Source organism: Geminocystis sp. M7585_C2015_104 (assembly GCA_015295805.1).
In the GTDB taxonomy this organism is placed as follows: Bacteria; Cyanobacteriota; Cyanobacteriia; order Cyanobacteriales; family Cyanobacteriaceae; genus DVEF01.
This window is the reverse complement of the sequence record DVEF01000037.1, coordinates 29,993-50,323: the sequence shown is the minus strand read 5'-3', so window position 1 is coordinate 50,323 and position 20,331 is coordinate 29,993. Positions and strand designations below refer to the sequence as shown.

Below are 20,331 nucleotides of genomic sequence, written 5' to 3'. Positions count from 1 at the left end.
GGATGGACAGTGCCATCGGGCATGATGGCGCCGGTGAGGGTGGCTGACTCGAGGATTGTGCCTGTTAAGTCTGCATCCTTAAGGTTTGCTCTTATCATTATTGCACCTGTAAGGTCAGCGTAGCTTAAATCCGCCCCCCTCAAACTGGCTTCTGTCAAGTCTGCCCCCATGCTGCCCCTTCCTATCAGTCTACCAAGATGTGCTCTACAGAGTCTTGCACCATCTAAAATTGCCCGGTAAAGGATGGCATGGGAAAAATGGCTGTAACTCAACTCGGCATTGCTCAAATTTGCGCCTGTCAGGTTGGTGCGATGGTCGAAAGAGGGCCTAAAATCCGCGTTAACAGCAATAACACCACTGAGATTGGCATCTTTTAGATTTGCACCAGTGAGGATGGTTTGAATTAGGCATGCCCCCTCCAAACAAGCCCCTTTCAGGTTAGCATTGCTCAAATCCGCCTCTCTCAGTCTAACTCTCCTTAGATTAGCATTCTGGAAATCCGTACCCCACAATACTGCCTCACTTAAATCCCCTCCCTCCAAATTGGCGTCCTGGAAGTTACTCTGTCCTAGTCTTGCCTCTCTCAGGTCTGCCTTTTTAAAGTTTATCCCCTTTAGGTTAACCCTTACAATTTCCCCCTCCACCAACTTTACCCCCTCAAAATCCCTCTCTCCCAGCTCATATCTCGCTAATATCTCGGCTATTTTCAGTTTCATAGATAAATCTTATTGCCCTTATTTCCTTTTCTCCTTTTATCTTAGCGGTTTTGGCAACATTGATGACAATAATCCTGGCCAGGGGGGAAAACCGAAATGTCTTGGCAAAGACACTGTTGTCACCCCCCTGAGAATTATGTTAAGTTTAGTTAAGAAGGACTTGTTATTTTAATTGGGACAAAAAAGGAAAAGAAAAGAAAAAAACCAGGGATAATAGATTAACAATACTTCCCTGGCAAAAAAATAGACAAGGGAAAACATTTAAAAGGGAAACAATTATGAAATCATCTTGGCGAACACTCCTCCTGTGGGCTATACCTCTTTTGGTGGTAGGCTTTTTCTTGTGGCAGGGGAGTTTTGTGGTTAACATGGGCAGTGGCATTAACACTGCTAGCACCCGTATGACCTATGGTCGCTTTTTGGAATACCTGGAAAAGGGGAAAGTTAGCAGTGTTGACCTATATGACAACGGTCGTACAGCTATTGTGGAAGCTATTGATCCTGAATTGCATCAAGTCCAACGGCTGAGAGTGGATCTGCCCGGGGCTACCCCTGAATTAATTGAAAAGTTGAAGGAGTCAGGAGTGACCTTTGATTACCACCCGGCGCGCAATGACGGGGCAATTTGGGGGCTTTTGGGCAATTTACTATTCCCCATGTTACTCATTGGCTCCCTGTTTTTGCTGTTCCGTCGTTCTAGCAATATACCAGGAAGTCCGGGACAAGCCATGAATTTTGGCAAATCCCGTGCTCGTTTCATGATGGAGGCGAAAACGGGGGTTACCTTTGACGATGTGGCTGGAATTGACGAGGCAAAGGAAGAGTTACAGGAGATTGTCACCTTCTTGAAGCAACCAGAAAAATTCACCGCCGTGGGGGCAAAAATACCTAAGGGGGTATTATTAGTAGGACCTCCCGGTACAGGTAAAACCCTACTGGCTAAGGCTATTGCTGGCGAGGCGGGGGTTCCCTTTTTCAGCATTTCTGGTTCGGAATTTGTGGAAATGTTTGTAGGGGTAGGGGCCTCCAGGGTGCGTGACTTGTTCAGGAAAGCCAAGGAGAATGCTCCCTGTCTCATTTTCATCGACGAGATTGACGCCGTTGGCAGACAGAGGGGAGCCGGTATTGGTGGGGGTAATGACGAAAGGGAACAAACCCTCAACCAGTTGCTGACGGAAATGGACGGTTTTGAGGGCAATACGGGGATTATTGTCATTGCTGCCACCAACCGGGTAGACGTGTTAGACGCCGCCTTGCTACGTCCTGGCCGGTTTGACCGTCAGGTAATAGTAGATCCACCGGATTTTAAGGGCAGAGTGGCAATTTTAGAAGTTCATGCCCGCAACAAGAAATTATCTCCCGAGGTGTCTTTAGAGGCTATTGCTCGTCGCACTCCCGGTTTCAGTGGGGCTGACTTGGCTAACCTCCTCAACGAGGCTGCTATTTTGACTGCCCGTCGTCGCAAACCGGAAATTACCATGTTGGAGATTGATGATGCCATTGACAGGGTGGTAGCGGGGATGGAGGGCACCCCCTTGGTAGACAGCAAGAGTAAACGTCTTATCGCCTACCATGAGGTGGGACATGCTATCGTGGGCACTCTCCTCAAAGATCACGATCCAGTACAAAAGGTAACACTGATTCCTCGTGGCCGCGCCCAGGGTTTGACTTGGTTCATGCCCGGAGAGGAACAGAACATGCTCACCAAGGCGCAACTCATGGCCCGTATTGCCGGTGCTATGGGCGGTCGTGCTGCCGAGGAGGAAGTGTTTGGCTATGACGAGGTTACCACAGGAGCTGCGGGAGATATACAACAGGCTACAGAACTGGCGCGACAGATGGTAACCCGTTTCGGGATGAGTGAACTAGGACCTCTTTCTCTAGAGGTAGGGGGCGAAATCTTCCTAGGTGCGGGTTGGATGAGTCGGGCGGAGTATTCTGAAGAGGTAGCGGCCTACATTGACGAGCAAATCAGGAAAATTGTCGAACACGGCCATCAGGTAGCCCGTCAGATTATCCGCGACAACCGGGAGGTTATTGATCGCCTGGTGGACCTGTTGATTGAAAAAGAAACCATTGACGGGGAGGAATTCCGGCAAATTGTAGCCGAGTACACCGAAGTGCCAGAAAAAGAGAGATTCGTACCACAGTGAACGGGGGCTATAGAGTAGGGGTAATAAAGTAGGGGTTTATGATTGTAAACCCCAAAAGCCCCCTTATCACACCCCTAGGTGAGGATCTTGGGCACTTGGAAGAATTCGTCCTCCCTTATGGGGGCTAAATTGAGCAGTTCTTCTCTGTTTCCGTAGGGGATGTGGAGGTCCTCACGGGTGACATTACTTACTTCGATTGCCCTGGTGGTTGGTTCGACCCCTTCCGTGTCCAATTCCTGTAATTGTTGGAAGTAGTCGAGAATATCACTCAACTGTCGGGCAAATTGTTTTTCTTCTGCCTCTGTTAGCTGTAGACGGGCTAAATTGGCTACTTTTCTTACTTCTGCCTCACTTAGACTCATAGAACTCCTTTTATTACTGCTATAATAGTAGGTCAATGTCGGCTCTACCGGTGGTTTTCAGCCAGTTTTGAGCCTCCAGATAGTTGTTTGGGGCTAGGCGAATGGCCTGTTTCCAGTACTCTGCCGCCTTGTCAAACATGGCCTCTGCCTCGTCTTCTTTGCCCATCTGTTTGAGTTTTTCCCCCTGGAAGTGGTATATCACGGCAATGTTGTTGAAGGCGGAGGCTTTACGGGGGTTTAGGGCTATACACTGATGGTAGTAGTCCAAGGCTTCTTCTAGTTTCCCATTACTGGCATGGATCAGACCAATATTGTATAGGATCTCACTGCGGTCAATGGGATCGTCTTCCAATTTGAGGGCTTCATAGTAGTTTTCCAGGGCTTCGGCGTATTCTCCTTCTGCTTGAGCTGACATGCCATCTCGATAGTAGACGAAGGCCGCTTTTGCTTTGGCATCAATAGGGAGAATTTTGAGGAGAATATCTGCCATTATTGTAAAGGTTTTGTCTATAAAGTTAGCGTTTTTCTGAGTCCTGGGCATATTATCCTCTTCATAGAGACCATCTAGCTATGGTATTGTAGCTTCCGGGGGAGCCGGCCGGGTGAGAATTTACTTCTTTTCCTACTATAATGGGTCTTAAGTGGCATTTTAGAGAAGAGTGAAAGAATATATGTCAGTTTTGGCGGCGATTGCTGTTTTGGGGATTCTAATTGTGGTGCACGAGTTGGGACACTTTGGGGCGGCGAGACTACAGGGGATTCACGTGAATAGGTTTTCCATTGGTTTTGGGCCTGCCCTTTTCAAGTATAAGGGCGAGGAGACAGAATATGCCATAAGGGCTTTTCCTTTGGGGGGATATGTAGCCTTCCCCGACGATGATCCAGATAGCGGGATTCCCGCCGATGACCCGGATTTACTGCGCAATCGCCCTATTGTGGACAGGGTTATTGTTATTAGTGCCGGGGTTGTTGCTAATCTGATTTTTGCTTATTTTCTCCTGGTGGGGCACGTAGCCATCAATGGCATACAGGAAATCAACTACCAGCAGGGAGTCTTAATACCACAAATCCTAGACCAACCTAACTCTGCCGCCATCGCCGCCGGTTTGCAAAGCGGGGATGTTGTCTTGGCTGTTAACAATAAACCTCTTCCCCCGCAACAAGAAGGAATGGAGAAGTTAAGGACAATCATCCAACAGTCTCCCAACCAAACCCTCCAGTTTACCGTCAAGAGAGGGGACGAGATTCTTTATATTCCTGTCACCCCCACCCCTGGCGACAAGGGGGAGGGAAGAATCGGTGTCATGTTGGCCCCCAACGGCGAGGTGGTCAGACGCCCCGCCCGTAGTTTTTTTGAAGTTTTAACCACTGCAGCTGACCAATTTCAAAACTATACTGAGCTGACTCTCAATGGTTTTAGACAGCTACTCACTAATTTTCAAGAGAATGCCAACCAACTAGCAGGTCCTGTTGCCATTGTGGCAGTTGGCGCCGAGCTGGCCAGGGATGATTTAAACAGTCTTTTGCAGTTTGGAGCCCTTATTAGTATAAATCTTGCCATTATTAACATTCTGCCCCTTCCAGCCCTTGATGGAGGACAACTGTTGTTTCTTCTGTTGGAAGCCATTAGAGGCAAACCTCTCCCCAACAAGATACAAGAGGGGATTGTGCAAACTGGGCTAGCACTTTTGTTGGGGTTAGGATTTTTCTTGATCCTAAGAGACACTGCCAATTTGGCTTTTGTGCAAAAATTCTTGGCCAACTAAAACTCAGGCACCACGGGGGGGCATAAGAGAAACTATGCCCTTTTCCCATCCAAATTCTCTTGGCAATGAGGGCTAAATTCCGTCAGCGGAAAGGGGTTTTCCAGTTAAATTCTTATTGTTATTTGAGGGGTTTTTAAACGTCAGAAGAGAAGTATTCTAATTTTCCCCACTATTTTCTCTTAAGAAGTTAGTACTTTTTCCCTTTCGGAGGATGTCTCTTCTTGTTGTTCTTCTATAGAGAGCGTACTACAGGGAATTTTGTCAGAGAGGACTGCACTGGCCATCATACCAGTGTGAACCTCTAAAACAGCCTCTGGTAAAGCCTCAAAAATCAGTCTTTGTCCTGGAAATACTACCCTTTCAAAATACCAATTTTTGATGTTAGTTATTCTCACCACCTGGATCCTGCTGGTGGCATTGACGTAACAGCAGAGGATACTCTTACCACCGTTGTTTGGGACTGGGTCTAGTATTTGTGCCATGGTTCTTGTCCAGCAAATTAATTCCCATTAAGTTTATACACCTAAGTTAACATTCTACACTCAGTTTTGGTTGTAAAGTGGGCTACCAATCCCCGTATTAGACCTCTTTTGTTCTTTTTTCATCATATTTCTGGGAAATAATGAAAAAATCCTTAATTTTTTTCCCAGGTAACAATTAGCACTTTTTTTTAGGTTATTTCTCCGGAAAATACCTTTGTAGCGGGGCCAGTCATGTACACATGATTGTCTTGGGGATTCCATTCTATCTGCAAGGAACCTCCCGGTAACTCAACTGTAGCTGTCCGGTTACATAGGTTATTTAACACGCCAGCCACCAGGGTGGCACAAGCGCCAGTGCCACAGGCAAGGGTGATTCCGGCGCCTCTTTCCCAAACTCGCATTTTCAGGTGGTTGGCGTTTACTGGCTGGACGAATTCTACGTTAGTTTTTTGAGGGAAGGCAGGATGGGTTTCCAACAGGGGGCCGATTTCTTCTAGTCTTATTGTAAGTAAATCATCTACAAAAATAACACAGTGAGGATTACCCATACTAACACAGGTGACGGAGTATTCCTGATGGGTTACAACTAGGGGGACACTCACCACTGGTTTCCCCCTCTCGCCAAGGGTGGTGGGAATTTTCTCTGCCTCTAATTGAGGTTGGCCCATGTCTACTTTCACCTGTCCATTTCCCATAAGGGTGGGAGAAATGACACCAGCTAGGGTTTTGATCCGATAAGTCCTACCCACTTCTTCTTTGCCTTCCAATTCGCTGACAAATCTGGCAAAACAACGAATCCCATTGCCACACATCTCGGCTTCTGAGCCGTCAGCATTGAAGATTCTCATAGTATAATCACAACCATCCTGCCCCTGTAGCACCAGAATCACTCCGTCAGCCCCTACACCAAAATGCCGCTCACACAGTCTTACTACCTCCTCGGGGGATATTAATAATTGGGACTGGTGACGATTATCAATCAAAATAAAATCATTGCCCAAGCCGTGATATTTGCTAAACTTCAGTGTCATTGTTAAACTTTTGACTTGTAATTGACCACAACAACTATTATGACTGTCTTTAACACCGGCTTACCCAGTGTACGACTAATTCAGTCTCTCATCAAAAATCAAACCCCCGTGGAGGTTGTCTTGCTCAACAACAAGACTTTCGAGGGGGTTATCCGTTGGCAGGATGACAATTGTCTGGCAATATTTACTGTGAATCAGGAAAAGGTTTTGGTGTGGACTCACGCTATTGCCTATATGAGACACCGATAGATGTTCCTTCTCTAGTTCTTTTCAGCTCAAGGCGGCGTGACTGCGATCGTAGGCAGCCCGAAAACTGGGATCAGGCTTGCCTTGTACTGGATTCCAATACTCTTTGGGATTTATGTCAATCCCCAATTCTGCAGCCGTCCTTCCCAACATGGACTGTTGGCGGTTTTTGACCAGGTGGTGGTGTCTTGCCATTAATGCCCTTGCTTGGTTTTCAGTTCTCATACCCTTTTCCTCCTTTTTCCTCCCTCTGCCACTATTATAACAAAATTCTGTATAAAATTTTACCAATTTTCTTTTTTTTACAAAAATTAATACCATGTTTAATATAAATGAATGTTAAGCATAGGAGAGATAAATGTTAAGAAAAACCTCTATTCACTTGAGCATTGATTCGTTTAGCGCTAGACTTTTGAAAAAGGGAAAAATGAGAGTCTTGTTACAAAAGTTAACATTATAGGAGGAGGGAGAGAAAGATGATAGGCTCTGTAGAGATAGAAGAAGTGGCGAGAAGGGCTAAAGAGGCAAAAACAAGGGTTTCCCCTGAGTTGGTAGCACAGGCTATAGCAGAAGTAGTGAGAAGGGCCAGAAGGGAGGGAAAAACCCTAGAAGAGTTAGTAAAGGAAATACTAAGGGAGGATCCTATATTAGATCATGTACAGAGACGCTGGTTGAGTAAAATAATAACTCGGGCTTGGGAAAGTTTAGCCGATTAGAGCCCTTTGGGGGAAAATAAGGTGAGTAGTAGAAAACTGTTACAACAGGTCCGAATTTTAGATCCCAATACACAAATCGAGCAAGTCGGGGATATTCTTATTGAAGATGGTATTATTCAGGAAATTAGCCCAAAAGTCGACCTTTCTGCTGAGGATTCTGAGGGCTCAATAGAAATCATTGATGGCACTGGTTTGGTTGTAGCACCCGCGTTGGTTGACATATTCTGTAGCAGTGGCACTCCGGGTTACGAAGAGAGGGAAACACTAGAAAGTTTAGCTGCGGCGGCGAGGGCGGGAGGGGTGTCAAGGGTAGCCATTCTTCCTGACACCAATCCCCCTGTGGATAATCCTAATACGGTAACCTGGTTAAAAAAACAAACTGATTCTCTTCCCCTTCGCTGTTATATTTGGGGCGCCCTCACAGACAGTCTTGGGGGGAAGAATATTGCCCAATTGGCAGATTTGGCCTCTGCGGGGGTGGTGGGTTTTACTGACAACCGCCCTCATGATAATCTTCAGCTGGTCAGAAGGTTGTTAGAATATGGACGTATGTTTCAATTGCCCATAGCCTTGTCTCCTACCCAGCTACATTTACGAGGGGATGGAGTAGCCAGAGAGAGTCGCACTTCTGTACGTTTGGGTCTTACAGGTAGCCCCTTCATTGCAGAAACAGTAGCCATTGCTTCCCTATTAGAGATTGTATCCTTTACTGGAACCCCCATTCATCTGATGCGTATTTCCACTCAAAAGGGGGTGGAGTTGATAAGACGCGCCAAGGAGGAGAATTTGCCTGTTACTGCCAGTGTAAATTGGCATCACCTGCTGCTTAACATAGAAGTAGTAGCTAGTTATGATCCTAACCTACGTTTTGAGCCACCGCTGGGCACAGAAGACGATCGTCTAGCTCTAATAGAGGGGGTAAAATCTGGTATTATCGACGCTATTGCCATTGACCACACCCCCTATACTATTGAGGAGAAGAATGTAGGTTTTGCGGCTGCCCCCCCCGGTGCCATTGGTTTAGAATTAGCGTTACCATTGTTGTGGCAGAATCTAGTAGACACCGGCTATTTGTCGGCTATACAATTATGGCGAGCCTTGTCTGTTAATCCTCTTCGCTGTTTAAACCAAAAGCCGGTGAAGTTAGCTAGGGGAGAGGAAGCAGAGTTAGTTATTTTCTCTCCCCAATCCCGATGGCAAGTTACTGCCTCCTCTTTAAAATCCCTTTCTTCTAACACCTATTGGTTAGACAAGGAAATCAAGGGGAGGGTTATTGCCCTGTTGTCCTGTAGCAAAAACCCATAACTTTGCCTTATACTTTAATGTCGATTGCTCTTTTCCTTTCCCTTTTCCTTTTGACTTGACGTTAAAATAGTCCTAGGTTTTTAGATTACTTTTGATTTTTAAAACTTCTAAATAGTCACCTCTAAATAGTCATTCCATGCCGTTTTGTAGACGGGCATTCTGTATTCCTTTCTTATTCGATTGACTTCATTTTCTATTTCGGCTGGTGTAATAATACTGGCTTATTTACTCCCCGTATCTATTCCCCCGACAACCTCTTTTGTTATTATTCTTTTACTATCAGAAGATGTTATTGATTTCAGAGAACTATTTACTTTCGATGAGTTCAGTATTGGGAGGGTAAACACGGCATTTTTCTGGTTGTCAAAACTTAAAAAGTACCTCTTATCGTCCAACAATAGTGCCTTCCCTTTCAATGGCAGAATTATGGCTATTCTATAGGAAGCATTTCCCCGTGCAAAATATTGGGAAATTAGGCTATTTTTCATCCCCATGGTATTATATGCGCGCCGGACATTTGTCCCTGATAAAATGGATACATTCCTTCTCTATCCTATTATTTCCGGAATCAAAACATTTCTGGGATGTAGACCTTCATTCAACATTAAAATGGGAGAAAATAATAGTCAAATAAATGGCTGTTAATCCTTCCCAACTCCATTTTCACAGCGGGCGAAATTATGTTTTATCCCTTCTCTCCATTTCTGGGGAGAATTTTTATAAATTTCCGGTATAGGCAAATTCTTACTCAAGAAAACCAAATCTCCTCCTATCCTCACATGTATATTGAGGCGGTGTATTAAATTTGGTGCATTAAATTTCCAGTGTGGCAGTCTATATTGAACTGGCCTATTTTCACAATTTTATAGTTAAAATACCTTGGCATAATTATAATTTTTTTATGAAAGAATTGCCTAACATAAGTGTCAGATGTAAGTTAGTGTTTTGGAAAACACTTAGCAATCTCAAGACAATGCACTAGCCAATATCAAGATTGCCCCGTGACAGCATTAAATTCCTTAGGGCAATTGTTTGATGAGAGTTGGCTTAATTTTTAGTTGGTTAACCAAGGATTCCCCGGGGTTAAGACTTCACTTTTGTCACAAAAATGTAGGTTTTTATTTTGAGAAGTTTTTTATGCCACTACTTGGATTTCCAGACGGATGAAATTCAATTATACTAAACTTGGCATACTGCCCATAATGTTTATGTATTTCAACCCTCACAGTTATTTCAATATTGTTATTGTCAAATGAGGACAAGGCAGCAAGAATATAATTACCCTTGCCACGGCTAGGTTCAATTATGTTTTACGATTGATTTTTTTACAATACAATGGGAGATTGAATTGACTAAAGTAGGGATATTTTGGTGGCCATTTTCAACTACTCCCGATTCCGCCGTCTTATTTATACTACCAGTAATTTACCAGCTGTTTGCTCAAATTAAACCTGAATTCCGAAGAATATTAATATTTCAATATTCTCAAATATCTCGGGGTTAACACCTCCAAATTAAACTCCACCGCCCAGAATTTATTTCAAGTAAATAAGTCCTCTCGATGTTAAACGGTAACCAAGGATTTGCATGGTTTAAATTATTTCAACAATTCAAGGCATTTAAAATGACTAGGTAACCTTGTTGAAGGGGATTGTTTAAAATATCTCTGGCTAGTTGTAAAAGTGTAACCTAATCCGCCGGCAGATTTATTCTGTATGTCAGACAGGCAATAATATCTTCCTTATTCGCCCCGTCATTTTTCATCTTCCGTGGACAATATTCAGTAGTGCAATCTACTGTTACCTTTTTTTCTCGGAAAATGGCCATGAGAGATATTATCCTAAAAGTCATACTTTTTTTGTTTCGCTAAACTAAATATCCATGATTTATTCCTACTATCTATCATCGAGATAATTTTAAAATAGGATGGTTGGTTAAATAGGGCTAATATCCAAAATATTAAATTCACAGATAGGTTGAATACAATATATTTTAATAAAATTTTACTGGCGGATAATGATATAATTTCTGGATATTAAAATGCGGAGTTAATGTTTTTAAAAAAATAATCCCAATAAATACTGGCTACTCCCATTTTTTCAACATCTATATAGTCGTTTATTTTGGGATAGAATCTACGGGCATGAACATTTACAGACAACGGCTGTTTTCCCCACCATAAAAGACTATGGTAAAAGCCAAATGATGGTAACAGATAACTGTTGTATTCCCATTAGTCCTTTGCCCCTCATTCTCCCCTTGCCAACCACTAGCCACTAATTTTGAGTTGGATGTAAGATGGTTTTCTCCTAGACAATTGTTAACATGTTGCAGCAAAAACTCATGACTATGCCTCACAAACGAATTGGAGTGGCGGTTATCGTCAATGACGGGAAGGTTTTGATTGACAGACGTTTGCCTAGAGGGGAAATGGCTAATCTGTGGGAGTTTCCCGGCGGCAAGATAGAGGCGGGGGAGACAGCAGAGGAGTGTATTGTGAGGGAAATCCAAGAGGAGTTGGGGGTTGTTGTCAGGGTGAATCGATTTCTGACAGAAATTACCCACTCCTACCCCTCTTTTGTCGTTACCCTCTATGTCTACCTATGTGAGATTGTCACTGGCACCCCCCAACCGCTACAATGTGCTGAAATAGCCTGGGTAAGAGTGCCACAACTACATGAGTTTGAGTTTCCCCCCGCCAATCTTCCCATTATCTGCCTTCTGCAAAAACAGTTTTCCTGATTTACTTTTACCAGTACAGGTGTATAATAATAGACCCTTTCTACGCTACACCCCCCTCCCCTTGACATTTTTCTCCCTTCTCTGCTAGATTGGCCGTTAATGGGCGCCCCCCGGAGGGCCGAGCAACGGGGTTATTGATAATTTATTTCATAAAATCTCCAGCCTGCTGTTAACGCCAAGAGGGGGTATGCGCGGTGCCTAGAATCAAAGGTTGCGCTTTTGCAATCCTCCCGCTTTTGTTCCAATCCCCGCTATTGATGCCGTTTGCTTGTTTTGGATGTTGCCGTGTTAATGGTGATGATTATCGTTAAAATCCCACCCGGCCTACTCCCCCATGGAAGGGCACATGAATAAGCCAGCACGACCCGCCCCCCCATTTTAGCAGGAAGTAAAGCGGCGGGGAAGGAAGAGAAAATTAAGAAATGTGAAGAAAGAATATAACTCCACCCCCCTTGTTAGGGGTTAGCCGTAGAGACAATAGGATATGCCAGTAGTAGGGGGTGTTGGTGGCAAAAGTGGGCTATGGTGGGAAATCCCCATGGTCACCAATCCCTTACCCTTGGTGTCATCATACATCAGTCTTCCCCGAAAAAGACTCCAAATCATCAGTATTATCGGAGAAATGGGTCATTCACTGCGCAGCCACGGGGCGTCGGGGTGAAACCTCTATGGTTGTCACTCCCCTGAGTGAGGGGATTTACCCACCTCATCCATTTCATCTCTGTAGCTTCTCACCTCAATGGGAAAAATCTTTGCTTATGGAATCCAATGACTTATCTGCAAATGGGTGAAATATGCAGCAGCCAGGGTTTATTACAGTGCCTTTAACCCCCTCATCACTTTTTCCCCACCAATGCCTCCCCAGCCATGTAAACGCACATCTGTCATAGTTTCTCGTCTTTCCTACCTTGTCTGTCTTAAGGGATATTAGTCATAGGAGGTAAGCATATTTCTTCAAAACAATAACTTATCGGTAGCGGCTCGGGGTTTATGTTAAATTGAATCTGAAGTGTGGCGAGATATCATAGAGCTATGTTTATCCTTAAATCGGAGTTTTCGCCAACGGGAGATCAACCACAGGCTATAAAGGGTTTGTTAGAATCGTTGAGGGCTGGTAATAAATTTCAGACTCTAAAAGGTGCTACTGGGACTGGTAAAACATATACCATAGCTTGTGTTATCGAACAGTATCAAAAACCTACTCTAGTCCTTACCCATAATAAGACATTAGCGGCTCAGTGGTGTAACGAATTAAGACAGCTTTTTCCTTACAACGCAGTGGAGTATTTTATCAGCTACTACGACTATTACCAACCAGAAGCATATATCCCCGTCACCGACACCTACATTGAAAAAACCGCCTCTATCAACGACGAAATTGAAATGTTACGCCATTCTGCCACACGTTCTCTATTCGAAAGACGTGATGTTATCGTTGTAGCTTCGATTAGTTGTATCTATGGGTTAGGGATGCCTGTGGAGTATCTAAAAGCTGCCATTTCCCTCAGGGTATCCCAGGAATACAATCCCCGTCAGTTGATTCGGGATTTGGTCAATATTCAATATCGTCGTAGTGATTCTGAATTTTCTCGTGCTACCTTTAGACTACTAGGGGACGTGCTAGAAATTGTGCCAGCCTATGACGATCGCATTCTGCGAGTAGAATTTTTTGGCGATGAAATTGATGCTATTTCCATCTTGAATCCCCTCACCGGCAGAGTGGAAATACAGTTAGACAGAGTTAATATTTATCCTGCCAGCCATTTTGTCACTCCTGAAGCGCAATTACAAAGGGCAATTTTGGCAATAGAAGAGGAGTTAGAAGAGAGGTTACAACAATTAGAAAAACAGGGGAAATTTGTGGAGGCAGACAGGTTGAAAAAACGAACAAAATACGACTTAGAAATGTTAAAAAACACGGGCTATTGCAACGGCATTGAAAATTACTCTCGGCATTTAGCAGGTAGAAAACCTGGCCAGCCCCCAGATTGCCTAGTAGATTATTTCCCTGAAGATTGGCTATTAGTAATAGATGAATCCCATGTAACTGTTCCCCAAATTAGGGCTATGTATAATGGAGATCGTTCTAGAAAAGAAGTATTAATTGAACACGGTTTCAGATTACCTAGTGCCCTGGATAATCGCCCTCTTAAGGCTGAAGAATTCTGGCAGAAAGTTAATCAATGTATTTTTGTTTCCGCTACTCCTGGAGACTGGGAATTGGAACAATCAGGAAATAATATCTTTGAGCAAATTATTCGTCCTACTGGGATTTTGGATCCAGAAATTGTTGTGCGCCCCACTAAAGGTCAAATAGATGATTTGTTGGCCGAAATCACGGAAAGAGTAAAACGTAAAGAGAGAGTGTTAGTGACTACTTTAACCAAAAGGATGGCAGAGGACCTCACCTCCTATTTGCAGGAAAAAGGTGTAAATGTCCAGTATCTCCACTCCGAAATTCAGTCCCTTGAGAGAATTGAGATTTTACAGGGATTAAGAAATGGAGACTTTGATGTCATAGTAGGAGTCAATTTGTTGAGGGAGGGATTAGATTTGCCAGAGGTGTCCTTAGTAGCTATTTTAGATGCAGATAAAGAGGGCTTTTTACGCTCGGAAAAATCCCTTATCCAGACAATAGGTAGGGCAGCAAGAAATGTCAATGGCAAGGCTATTTTGTATGCTGACAATATCACGGAAAGCATGGAAAAGGCTATAAACGAAACTAACCGTCGTCGTCTACTCCAAATGGAATACAATCGCCAACATAATATCACCCCCAAGGCCATTCAGAAAAAATGTGGCAATTCTATTCTGGAATTCTTGGAAATATCTAGACAGTTAAACAAAGAAAAACACTCGACAATGCCAGAGGAAGATTTTGAAACAATCGGCTTGGATAAAATACCAGAATTAATTGGCAAGTTGGAGGAAAAAATGAAAAAAGCGGCCTCCCAGTTGGAGTTTGAGAAAGCCGCGGAATACAGAGATAAAATTATACGGTTAAGGGAGAGATTAAAAGGCAATTAAATGGTGATACACTGCCAGGGTTTTGGTTCAATGATTGTAGTGGCTAAATTAGCTAGGGAAAGAGACTTTTGTACAGCTTCTAAACTGCCTTCTGTCTTTAAAATTCTAGCCAGTAAACCCTGAAACTCAATGTCACCACCAGCCGCAGTGGGGAGAAGATATTGTGGCTTCAACCATCGGCAAACCTTTACTGCCTCCTCCCCTCCCTTGATTACTGGCCCCACAAAAGGTATTCTAATACTTGTCAAAGGGGTGATGACGGCAGTTACTGGCGGCTGTTGTTGTAAACTGGGAGAATGAAAACCATGGGGTTCATAATAAATTGACTCCCCTGTGACTATATCCCTAATAATGTAACCATTTTCTATGGTAGTAGGCCCTACAGGAGCTCCAGGCACCGCCGTGATGGCAATTGTCTCACGAAAGATATGAGTTTGCCCATGTTCCAGACGTGTTATGTGTGTATAGCCTAAACCCTCACAAACTTTTGCCGCACTTATAGAAGCCACTACTGGTACATTATGATCTAAAACCCTTAGGGTGGGGGGGTGGGCATGGTCTTCCAATCCCTGAGATAATAAAATCAGATCAATGTTTTCTGGCAGAGAATGACTGCTTCTCTTCCTCCCCTCGAATAACCAGGGTAAATTGCCAAATACTAGTGCCCCCACTAACCAGGGATCCAGTAAAATCCTTATCTGGGAGATTTCTATCAGCCAGGAATTACTATCCAACCACGTCAGTCGCATAACCAAATCCCCTCCGGGTTTAATCAATTGTAGCTAACCCCTCTTTTTCCTACGAGAGGGGCTAAAATTAAAAAACTGAAACAATCATTATTAATTCTTAACAAATGGACACACTGGTAGCAATTAGGGAAAGACGATCAATAAAAAAATTCAATCCCCACCACCAGATGACAGATGAGGAAATTAAAACCCTAATGGAATATGCCCTTCTTTCCCCCACTTCCTTTAACATGCAAAATTGGCGATTTGTAGTGGTAAAGACGCCAGAAGTTAAGGAAAAGTTAAGAAAAGTGTCCTATAATCAGGCACAGGTGACAGACGCCTCTATCGTTATTCTAGTATGTGGCGATTTGAAAGCCTGGGCCAAACAACCGGAAAGATATTGGCGTAACGCCCCGGAGGCAGTGCAAAGACAGATCGTCCCCATGATAACCTCATTCTACCAGAATAATGAACAATTGCAAAGGGACGAGGCCATGAGATCGGCGGGAATTGCTGCCCAGACTATCATGCTGGCCGCTAAAGCCATGGGGTACGACACCTGCCCCATGATTGGCTTTGAGCCCGATAAAGTAGCCGAGCTCATACGCTTGCCTGAAGACCATGTAATATGTTTGATGATAGCTGTAGGTAAAGCCCTAGAACCGGCAAGGGAAAGGTCAGGTCCATTGGACATGTCCGAGGTGGTCTTCTTTGACTCTTTTTAGCAAATGTGCTATCATGAGTGTTAGCATGGGGCGGGGTGCTCACTAGCAAAAATTGGGAAGGGAAACCGGGTTGAGGAGAAAGCGACAGGCATTCCTCGCTACCTCCTCTCTTACTTTTATCTTTTTGAGGGTAATTAGGCCATCGGCAATAAAAGCGTCTCTCACAATCAGCTTCTCCCCGGCATTGAAGTCTGTCTCATAATAAACCTCCTTTATGCCCGCCGATATTATCAACTTTAGACATGCAATACAGGGCTCAAGGGTAACGTATATACTTGCCCCTTGAGTCGAAATGCCGTGTCTTGCAGCTTGTGCTATGGCGTTGGCCTCTGCATGAACTGAGCGAGATGGTAGACTACTACTGTTAATACAACTACTTAATCCCTCGTAACAATAGCCTTGTGTAGTACAGTGTACCGAGCCTGGAGGGGCGCCGTTGTAACCCGTTGCCAGTACTTGACGATCTTTTACGATAACCGCACCCACGGGAAAGGCTAGACAGGTGGAGCGGGTGGATGCTAATTTAGCTAGTAACATGAAATACTCATCCCACGTGGGGCGGTATATTTCTCTCTCCAAGTCTCCCATTCATAACCTATGGATAGACTGCCCCTTCGATTATATCCTTTTTTGGGGGTTATCCAAGCTGGTTTGACTATTGTAGATTTAGGGGAATACTAGCGGCAACCATTCTTGGCAAGGTATTCCAGGGCCATGTCTATGTTAGCACGCACTGCCCTGGCAGAGGCATGTAAGGCCTCTTTTTCCTCCTGGGTTAGGGCAATTTCAATGATGGTTTCTACCCCGCTGCAGCCTAGCCTACAGGGCACACCTATATATATGTCTTTCAAGTCGTATTGCCCATCTAGATATACGGCAGCCGGTAAGATTCTGGATTCGTTTAGTAGGATGGATTTTATCATATAACAAGCGCTAGAAGCAGGGGCATAATAAGCACTACCCGTTTTCAACAGTCTTACAATCTCCGCACCCCCGTCTCTTGTGCGTTGAATCAGGGCGTCTATAGTTTCTTTTGCCATTAATTCTGTAATTGGCACCCCCCCCACTGTACAATATCTAGGTATGGGTAACATTAAATCCCCATGTCCTCCCAATACTAGAGCATGGACATCACTTACTGCCACCCCTAACTCCATGGCAATAAATGTTTGTAGACGTGCGGAATCCAATACTCCCGCCATTCCTACCACCCTTTGAGGGGGTAGCTGTGTTGTCTTCCACACCAGATATGTCATTACATCCAGGGGGTTGGTGACTACCAAGAATACGGCATTGGGGGAGTATTCTCTCGCTTTTGTGGCGGCGGTAGTGACTATTTGGGCATTTGTCTTTAACAAATCCTCCCTACTCATTCCCGGCTTCCTTGCAACCCCAGCCGTGATTACCACTATATCTGATTCCGCCGTGTCTTTATAGTCATTAGTTCCTACAATTGAACGACTATGGTATTCCAAAGGGCGTGCCTCCATCAAGTCTAAGGCAATCCCCTGTGGCAACCCTTCTACGATGTCTAATAGACAGACATCTGCTAAATCCTTTTCAATTACCCTTTGGGCAAGGGTTTTTCCCACATTCCCCGCCCCTATGATGGAGACTTTAGCATATCTCTTGTATGTTTTGTCTTCTTGTGCCGCTGTCGTCATCTTTCTTCATCCCCCATAATTTTTACTTGTACCACCTTTTACCTTTAGTAGCCGTGTTTCAGACTACCCGTATTCGTTTGGCCCTGTGGTATACTGCTGTCACCGCCTTTTTATTGGTTATCTTTGCCCTATCTATTTATGTTTACTTTTATAACACACTCCTGGCTCGCATTGACGACACCTTAAAACATGTTATTGAGGTAGTGGAACCTTCTTTAATTATTACTCGTCCACTCCAAGGGGAAGACAAATATGAAGTTAATTTACAAAAGAGTTTCCATCAACACCCCCTAGCCACCAATCAGATTGAAGAAGACCATATTGACCTAGAATGGTTTAGTGCTGATGGTCAACTGTTATGGCAAACTTCGGATAAACCCCTAGCCATTCCCCTTTCTTCTCATCCCGGCGGTAAAACCATTCGTATCTCTTCCGATTATCTTCTCCGTCAGATTACCAAGGAGGTTGAAAGAAACGGGCATACCCTGGGTTACTTAAGAGTTAGCCATCCCCTTTTTGACATCATTAAACCCATTCGTCAACTTATCTTCGATTTGACTGTTGGGATTATTCTTTTAGTTGTTGCTGTTGCCTCTACTGGTTGGTGGTTATCTGGCATTGCCATTCAACCCGTAAAAGATTCTTATCAGCGTTTGAAACAATTTACTGCAGATGTTTCCCACGAGTTACGCAATCCCCTTGCCACTATTAAGGCTAACATTCAAAGTTTATTATCCTCCCCTTCTCCTGATTTGAACATTCAAATTCAATCCCTTAAGACTGTAGATAGGCTGATTGATAGGATTAACAATTTGGTTAACGACTTGCTATTTTTGGCCCGCCATGATAGTGGTATTTCCAACTCTGATTTTTCGACTATTCCCCTTGATTCATTGTTATTAGAAGTCGTAGAGGATCAAAAAATTATTGCTAAACAAAACCAGACAGAAATTGACCTTATAATCCAAGAGATGCCCCTATGTACTGACTACTCCGGAGAAACTTTTACCATTTTGGGAGAATGGGGTCAGTTATATCGTCTTTTTACCAATCTGGTCTCCAACAGTATTATTCATGGGAGAGGATTAGAAAAACAGAAGGATAAACTCACAGTAAAAGTCATTCTTAGCTGTCACAAAAGACAGGGAAAACTCTTTTATCAAGTTGAGGTTAAAGATGACGGCGTTGGAATACCCACCAGTTTAATACCTCACCTGTTTGAGCGTTTTTCCCGGGGTGAAAAAGCCCGGTTTCATCCTGACTCGAGCCATTATAGCACAGGGTTAGGCCTAGCAATTGCTAAAGCAATAGTAGAAACTCATCATGGCAAAATTCGGGTTGAGAGTAGAGAAAACCAGGGAACAAATTTCATTGTAACCCTCCCAGCTTACCTCGATAAAATTTCCTCCAGGTGATTCTGTTTTTACTACGACAATTCTGGAATTTCTTTACGCCTAGATAATATAAATAAACTGCCATCCCCTCCCCTCCCTATGCGCATATCTTCGTCTATGTATGTAATCTTCAGACTAGGGATTCTCTCCTGAGGATTTCTTGCCTCGACAATTCTAATTGGCTCAAAAAAAGGCGTCTTTATCCCCGCCATATTTTGTATAGCAAAGCTGCGTTTTTCAAAGTTGACGTTAATCACATTGTCAGGTAGAAGGTTTCCCTCTTCACACCTGGGGTAAAAGGAGGCGGTCACCTTCACATATCCCCTAATTATTCCCGACTTATGTTCAACAAAAGCTATATTAAAAAATGTCTTTTCTTTGGTGTTAATAGTCTGATAAACACGACATAATTGTAGGCCGAAGGGCAATTGGTTGAGGCGGCGAATTTCCCTTGCGGTAGAATAGTGTAGTTGCCACACCCCATCCAATAAACTCACCCCATATACCAGAGGCTTGGGAAAGGGGTTAAGTGACTCCAAATACTCAGTTATCGCCTCTATTTCCTCTTTTTCCTCTTGGCTAAGAGGTGTATCAGTTAAAGGGCATTTCGGATTTAAACCCCTTCTTTTTGCTAAACCCTCAATCTTTTCTAACAGTTTCTTTTTCAACTCCCGGTTACTACTCACTTATTCTTCCCTCCCGTTTGCACTTCCCCAATGATGATAGCAAATCTTTTACCCCCTTCTCTTTTGGTCCAACTGTGGAAGAATTGTCATTACTAGTCTACCTTCACTGCCGGTAAGTCTTGCTTTCCCTCAACTGGAGACAAATGTGCGTTTGACTTTACAATAACCCCCAACTTCTTATAAGTCTCATGGTATTTTCCCCCCCATCGCCCCGAATACGGGAATGGTTATTATTGATATGCAGTTGATTAAATTCCTGAGGCATATTACAGTTGACTACTAACTGAGAGTTGGTTGATAACTAGTAGACAGACTGAGATGGTGGTTGTTTAGTTAAATTCAAGATAATGATTATAATTACTATAAATTTAGATATCTTTTCTCCCACACGCCAATTTATGACAGCAAGTCTTTTTAATTTCCCACCCCCACCACAGGTGCATTTTATAATCATAAACCCCCACAAACCCCAGGAGAGTGATTATCATTACTTTACATTCAGTACTCCCCCATGATACCCCATTATAATTGCCTAAACAGAGGGTTGGGATGGGACTGCCTACCTTTCCCTCATTACAGGAGTAT

The 20,331-nt window shown here is 43.8% G+C and carries 21 protein-coding genes; 9 read left to right on the top strand and 12 right to left on the bottom strand.

The window, feature by feature from the left end; translation table 11 throughout:
* On the bottom strand, positions 1-716 hold a 716-nt coding region (locus IGQ44_04085), incomplete at its 3' end, for a pentapeptide repeat-containing protein (protein HIK37154.1).
* Positions 717-994: 278 nt separating this feature from the next.
* Between IGQ44_04085 and ftsH2 the strand changes: the two genes are divergently transcribed.
* A complete protein-coding gene (gene ftsH2 / locus IGQ44_04080; protein ID HIK37153.1) occupies positions 995-2,869 on the top strand; it encodes an ATP-dependent zinc metalloprotease FtsH2 in 1,875 nt (624 codons plus the stop codon).
* A 74-nt stretch (positions 2,870-2,943) separates the two neighbouring features.
* Here the strand turns inward: ftsH2 and gatC are convergent, their stop codons facing one another.
* Both gatC and IGQ44_04070 read right to left on the bottom strand, forming a co-directional pair.
* On the bottom strand, positions 2,944-3,231 hold the full coding sequence (gatC, locus tag IGQ44_04075; GenBank protein ID HIK37152.1) for an Asp-tRNA(Asn)/Glu-tRNA(Gln) amidotransferase subunit GatC: 288 nt from the start codon (positions 3,229-3,231) through the stop codon (positions 2,944-2,946).
* A 19-nt stretch (positions 3,232-3,250) separates the two neighbouring features.
* Positions 3,251-3,772: a photosystem I assembly protein Ycf3 gene (locus IGQ44_04070; GenBank protein HIK37151.1), complete on the bottom strand. Its 522-nt coding sequence runs from the start codon at positions 3,770-3,772 to the stop codon at positions 3,251-3,253.
* Positions 3,773-3,902: 130 nt separating this feature from the next.
* Between IGQ44_04070 and rseP the strand changes: the two genes are divergently transcribed.
* Positions 3,903-4,997: an RIP metalloprotease RseP gene (rseP, locus tag IGQ44_04065; GenBank protein ID HIK37150.1), complete on the top strand. Its 1,095-nt coding sequence runs from the start codon at positions 3,903-3,905 to the stop codon at positions 4,995-4,997.
* A 179-nt stretch (positions 4,998-5,176) separates the two neighbouring features.
* Here rseP and IGQ44_04060 read toward each other — a convergent pair whose 3' ends face one another.
* Positions 5,177-5,479, bottom strand: a complete 303-nt coding sequence (locus IGQ44_04060; GenBank protein ID HIK37149.1) for a DUF1830 domain-containing protein — start codon at positions 5,477-5,479, stop codon at positions 5,177-5,179.
* A gap of 188 nt (positions 5,480-5,667) precedes the next feature.
* Positions 5,668-6,510, bottom strand: a complete 843-nt coding sequence (locus IGQ44_04055) for a diaminopimelate epimerase (GenBank protein ID HIK37148.1) — start codon at positions 6,508-6,510, stop codon at positions 5,668-5,670.
* Positions 6,511-6,549: 39 nt separating this feature from the next.
* Here IGQ44_04055 and IGQ44_04050 point away from each other — a divergent pair, with 39 nt between their 5' ends.
* On the top strand, positions 6,550-6,759 hold the full coding sequence (locus IGQ44_04050) for an RNA chaperone Hfq (GenBank protein ID HIK37147.1): 210 nt from the start codon (positions 6,550-6,552) through the stop codon (positions 6,757-6,759).
* Positions 6,760-6,780: 21 nt separating this feature from the next.
* On the opposite strand, the gene IGQ44_04045 is transcribed toward IGQ44_04050, so the two are convergent.
* Positions 6,781-6,981 (bottom strand): hypothetical protein, encoded by a 201-nt coding sequence (locus IGQ44_04045; GenBank protein HIK37146.1) that lies wholly within the window; start codon positions 6,979-6,981, stop codon positions 6,781-6,783.
* 251 nt (positions 6,982-7,232) lie between these two features.
* Here IGQ44_04045 and IGQ44_04040 point away from each other — a divergent pair, with 251 nt between their 5' ends.
* On the top strand, positions 7,233-7,472 hold the full coding sequence (locus IGQ44_04040; GenBank protein HIK37145.1) for a hypothetical protein: 240 nt from the start codon (positions 7,233-7,235) through the stop codon (positions 7,470-7,472).
* Positions 7,473-7,493: 21 nt separating this feature from the next.
* A complete protein-coding gene (locus IGQ44_04035; protein HIK37144.1) occupies positions 7,494-8,777 on the top strand; it encodes a dihydroorotase in 1,284 nt (427 codons plus the stop codon).
* Between the two features lie 1,689 nt (positions 8,778-10,466).
* On the opposite strand, the gene IGQ44_04030 is transcribed toward IGQ44_04035, so the two are convergent.
* The gene (locus tag IGQ44_04030) at positions 10,467-10,628 is read right to left on the bottom strand and encodes a hypothetical protein (protein HIK37143.1); all 162 of its coding nucleotides are present in this window, start codon (positions 10,626-10,628) and stop codon (positions 10,467-10,469) included.
* A 492-nt stretch (positions 10,629-11,120) separates the two neighbouring features.
* Here IGQ44_04030 and mutT point away from each other — a divergent pair, with 492 nt between their 5' ends.
* Positions 11,121-11,519, top strand: coding sequence for an 8-oxo-dGTP diphosphatase MutT (gene mutT, locus IGQ44_04025; GenBank protein ID HIK37142.1), 399 nt, complete (start codon positions 11,121-11,123; stop codon positions 11,517-11,519).
* Between the two features lie 462 nt (positions 11,520-11,981).
* On the opposite strand, the gene IGQ44_04020 is transcribed toward mutT, so the two are convergent.
* Complete coding sequence (locus IGQ44_04020) at positions 11,982-12,125, bottom strand: hypothetical protein (GenBank protein HIK37141.1); 144 nt, start codon at positions 12,123-12,125, stop codon at positions 11,982-11,984.
* A gap of 426 nt (positions 12,126-12,551) precedes the next feature.
* Here IGQ44_04020 and uvrB point away from each other — a divergent pair, with 426 nt between their 5' ends.
* Positions 12,552-14,546, top strand: a complete 1,995-nt coding sequence (uvrB, locus tag IGQ44_04015; GenBank protein HIK37140.1) for an excinuclease ABC subunit UvrB — start codon at positions 12,552-12,554, stop codon at positions 14,544-14,546.
* Here uvrB and IGQ44_04010 read toward each other — a convergent pair.
* A complete protein-coding gene (locus IGQ44_04010) occupies positions 14,543-15,295 on the bottom strand; it encodes an MBL fold metallo-hydrolase (GenBank protein ID HIK37139.1) in 753 nt (250 codons plus the stop codon). The two genes, uvrB and IGQ44_04010, sit on opposite strands and share 4 nt — an antisense overlap.
* A gap of 104 nt (positions 15,296-15,399) precedes the next feature.
* On the opposite strand from IGQ44_04010, the gene IGQ44_04005 reads away from it, so the two are divergent.
* Positions 15,400-16,002, top strand: a complete 603-nt coding sequence (locus IGQ44_04005) for a nitroreductase family protein (protein HIK37138.1) — start codon at positions 15,400-15,402, stop codon at positions 16,000-16,002.
* A 42-nt stretch (positions 16,003-16,044) separates the two neighbouring features.
* Here the strand turns inward: IGQ44_04005 and IGQ44_04000 are convergent, their stop codons facing one another.
* Both IGQ44_04000 and mdh read right to left on the bottom strand, forming a co-directional pair.
* Positions 16,045-16,590 carry a dCMP deaminase family protein gene (locus IGQ44_04000; GenBank protein ID HIK37137.1) on the bottom strand — a complete coding sequence of 182 codons (546 nt, stop codon included), beginning with the start codon at positions 16,588-16,590 and terminating at the stop codon, positions 16,045-16,047.
* Between the two features lie 89 nt (positions 16,591-16,679).
* Positions 16,680-17,666 carry a malate dehydrogenase gene (gene mdh, locus IGQ44_03995; protein ID HIK37136.1) on the bottom strand — a complete coding sequence of 329 codons (987 nt, stop codon included), beginning with the start codon at positions 17,664-17,666 and terminating at the stop codon, positions 16,680-16,682.
* Between the two features lie 53 nt (positions 17,667-17,719).
* Here mdh and IGQ44_03990 point away from each other — a divergent pair, with 53 nt between their 5' ends.
* Positions 17,720-19,081 carry a HAMP domain-containing histidine kinase gene (locus tag IGQ44_03990; protein HIK37135.1) on the top strand — a complete coding sequence of 454 codons (1,362 nt, stop codon included), beginning with the start codon at positions 17,720-17,722 and terminating at the stop codon, positions 19,079-19,081.
* Positions 19,082-19,092: 11 nt separating this feature from the next.
* Here the strand turns inward: IGQ44_03990 and IGQ44_03985 are convergent, their stop codons facing one another.
* Positions 19,093-19,746, bottom strand: coding sequence for a fimbrial protein (locus IGQ44_03985; protein HIK37134.1), 654 nt, complete (start codon positions 19,744-19,746; stop codon positions 19,093-19,095).
* Between the last annotated feature and the right edge of the window lie 585 nt (positions 19,747-20,331).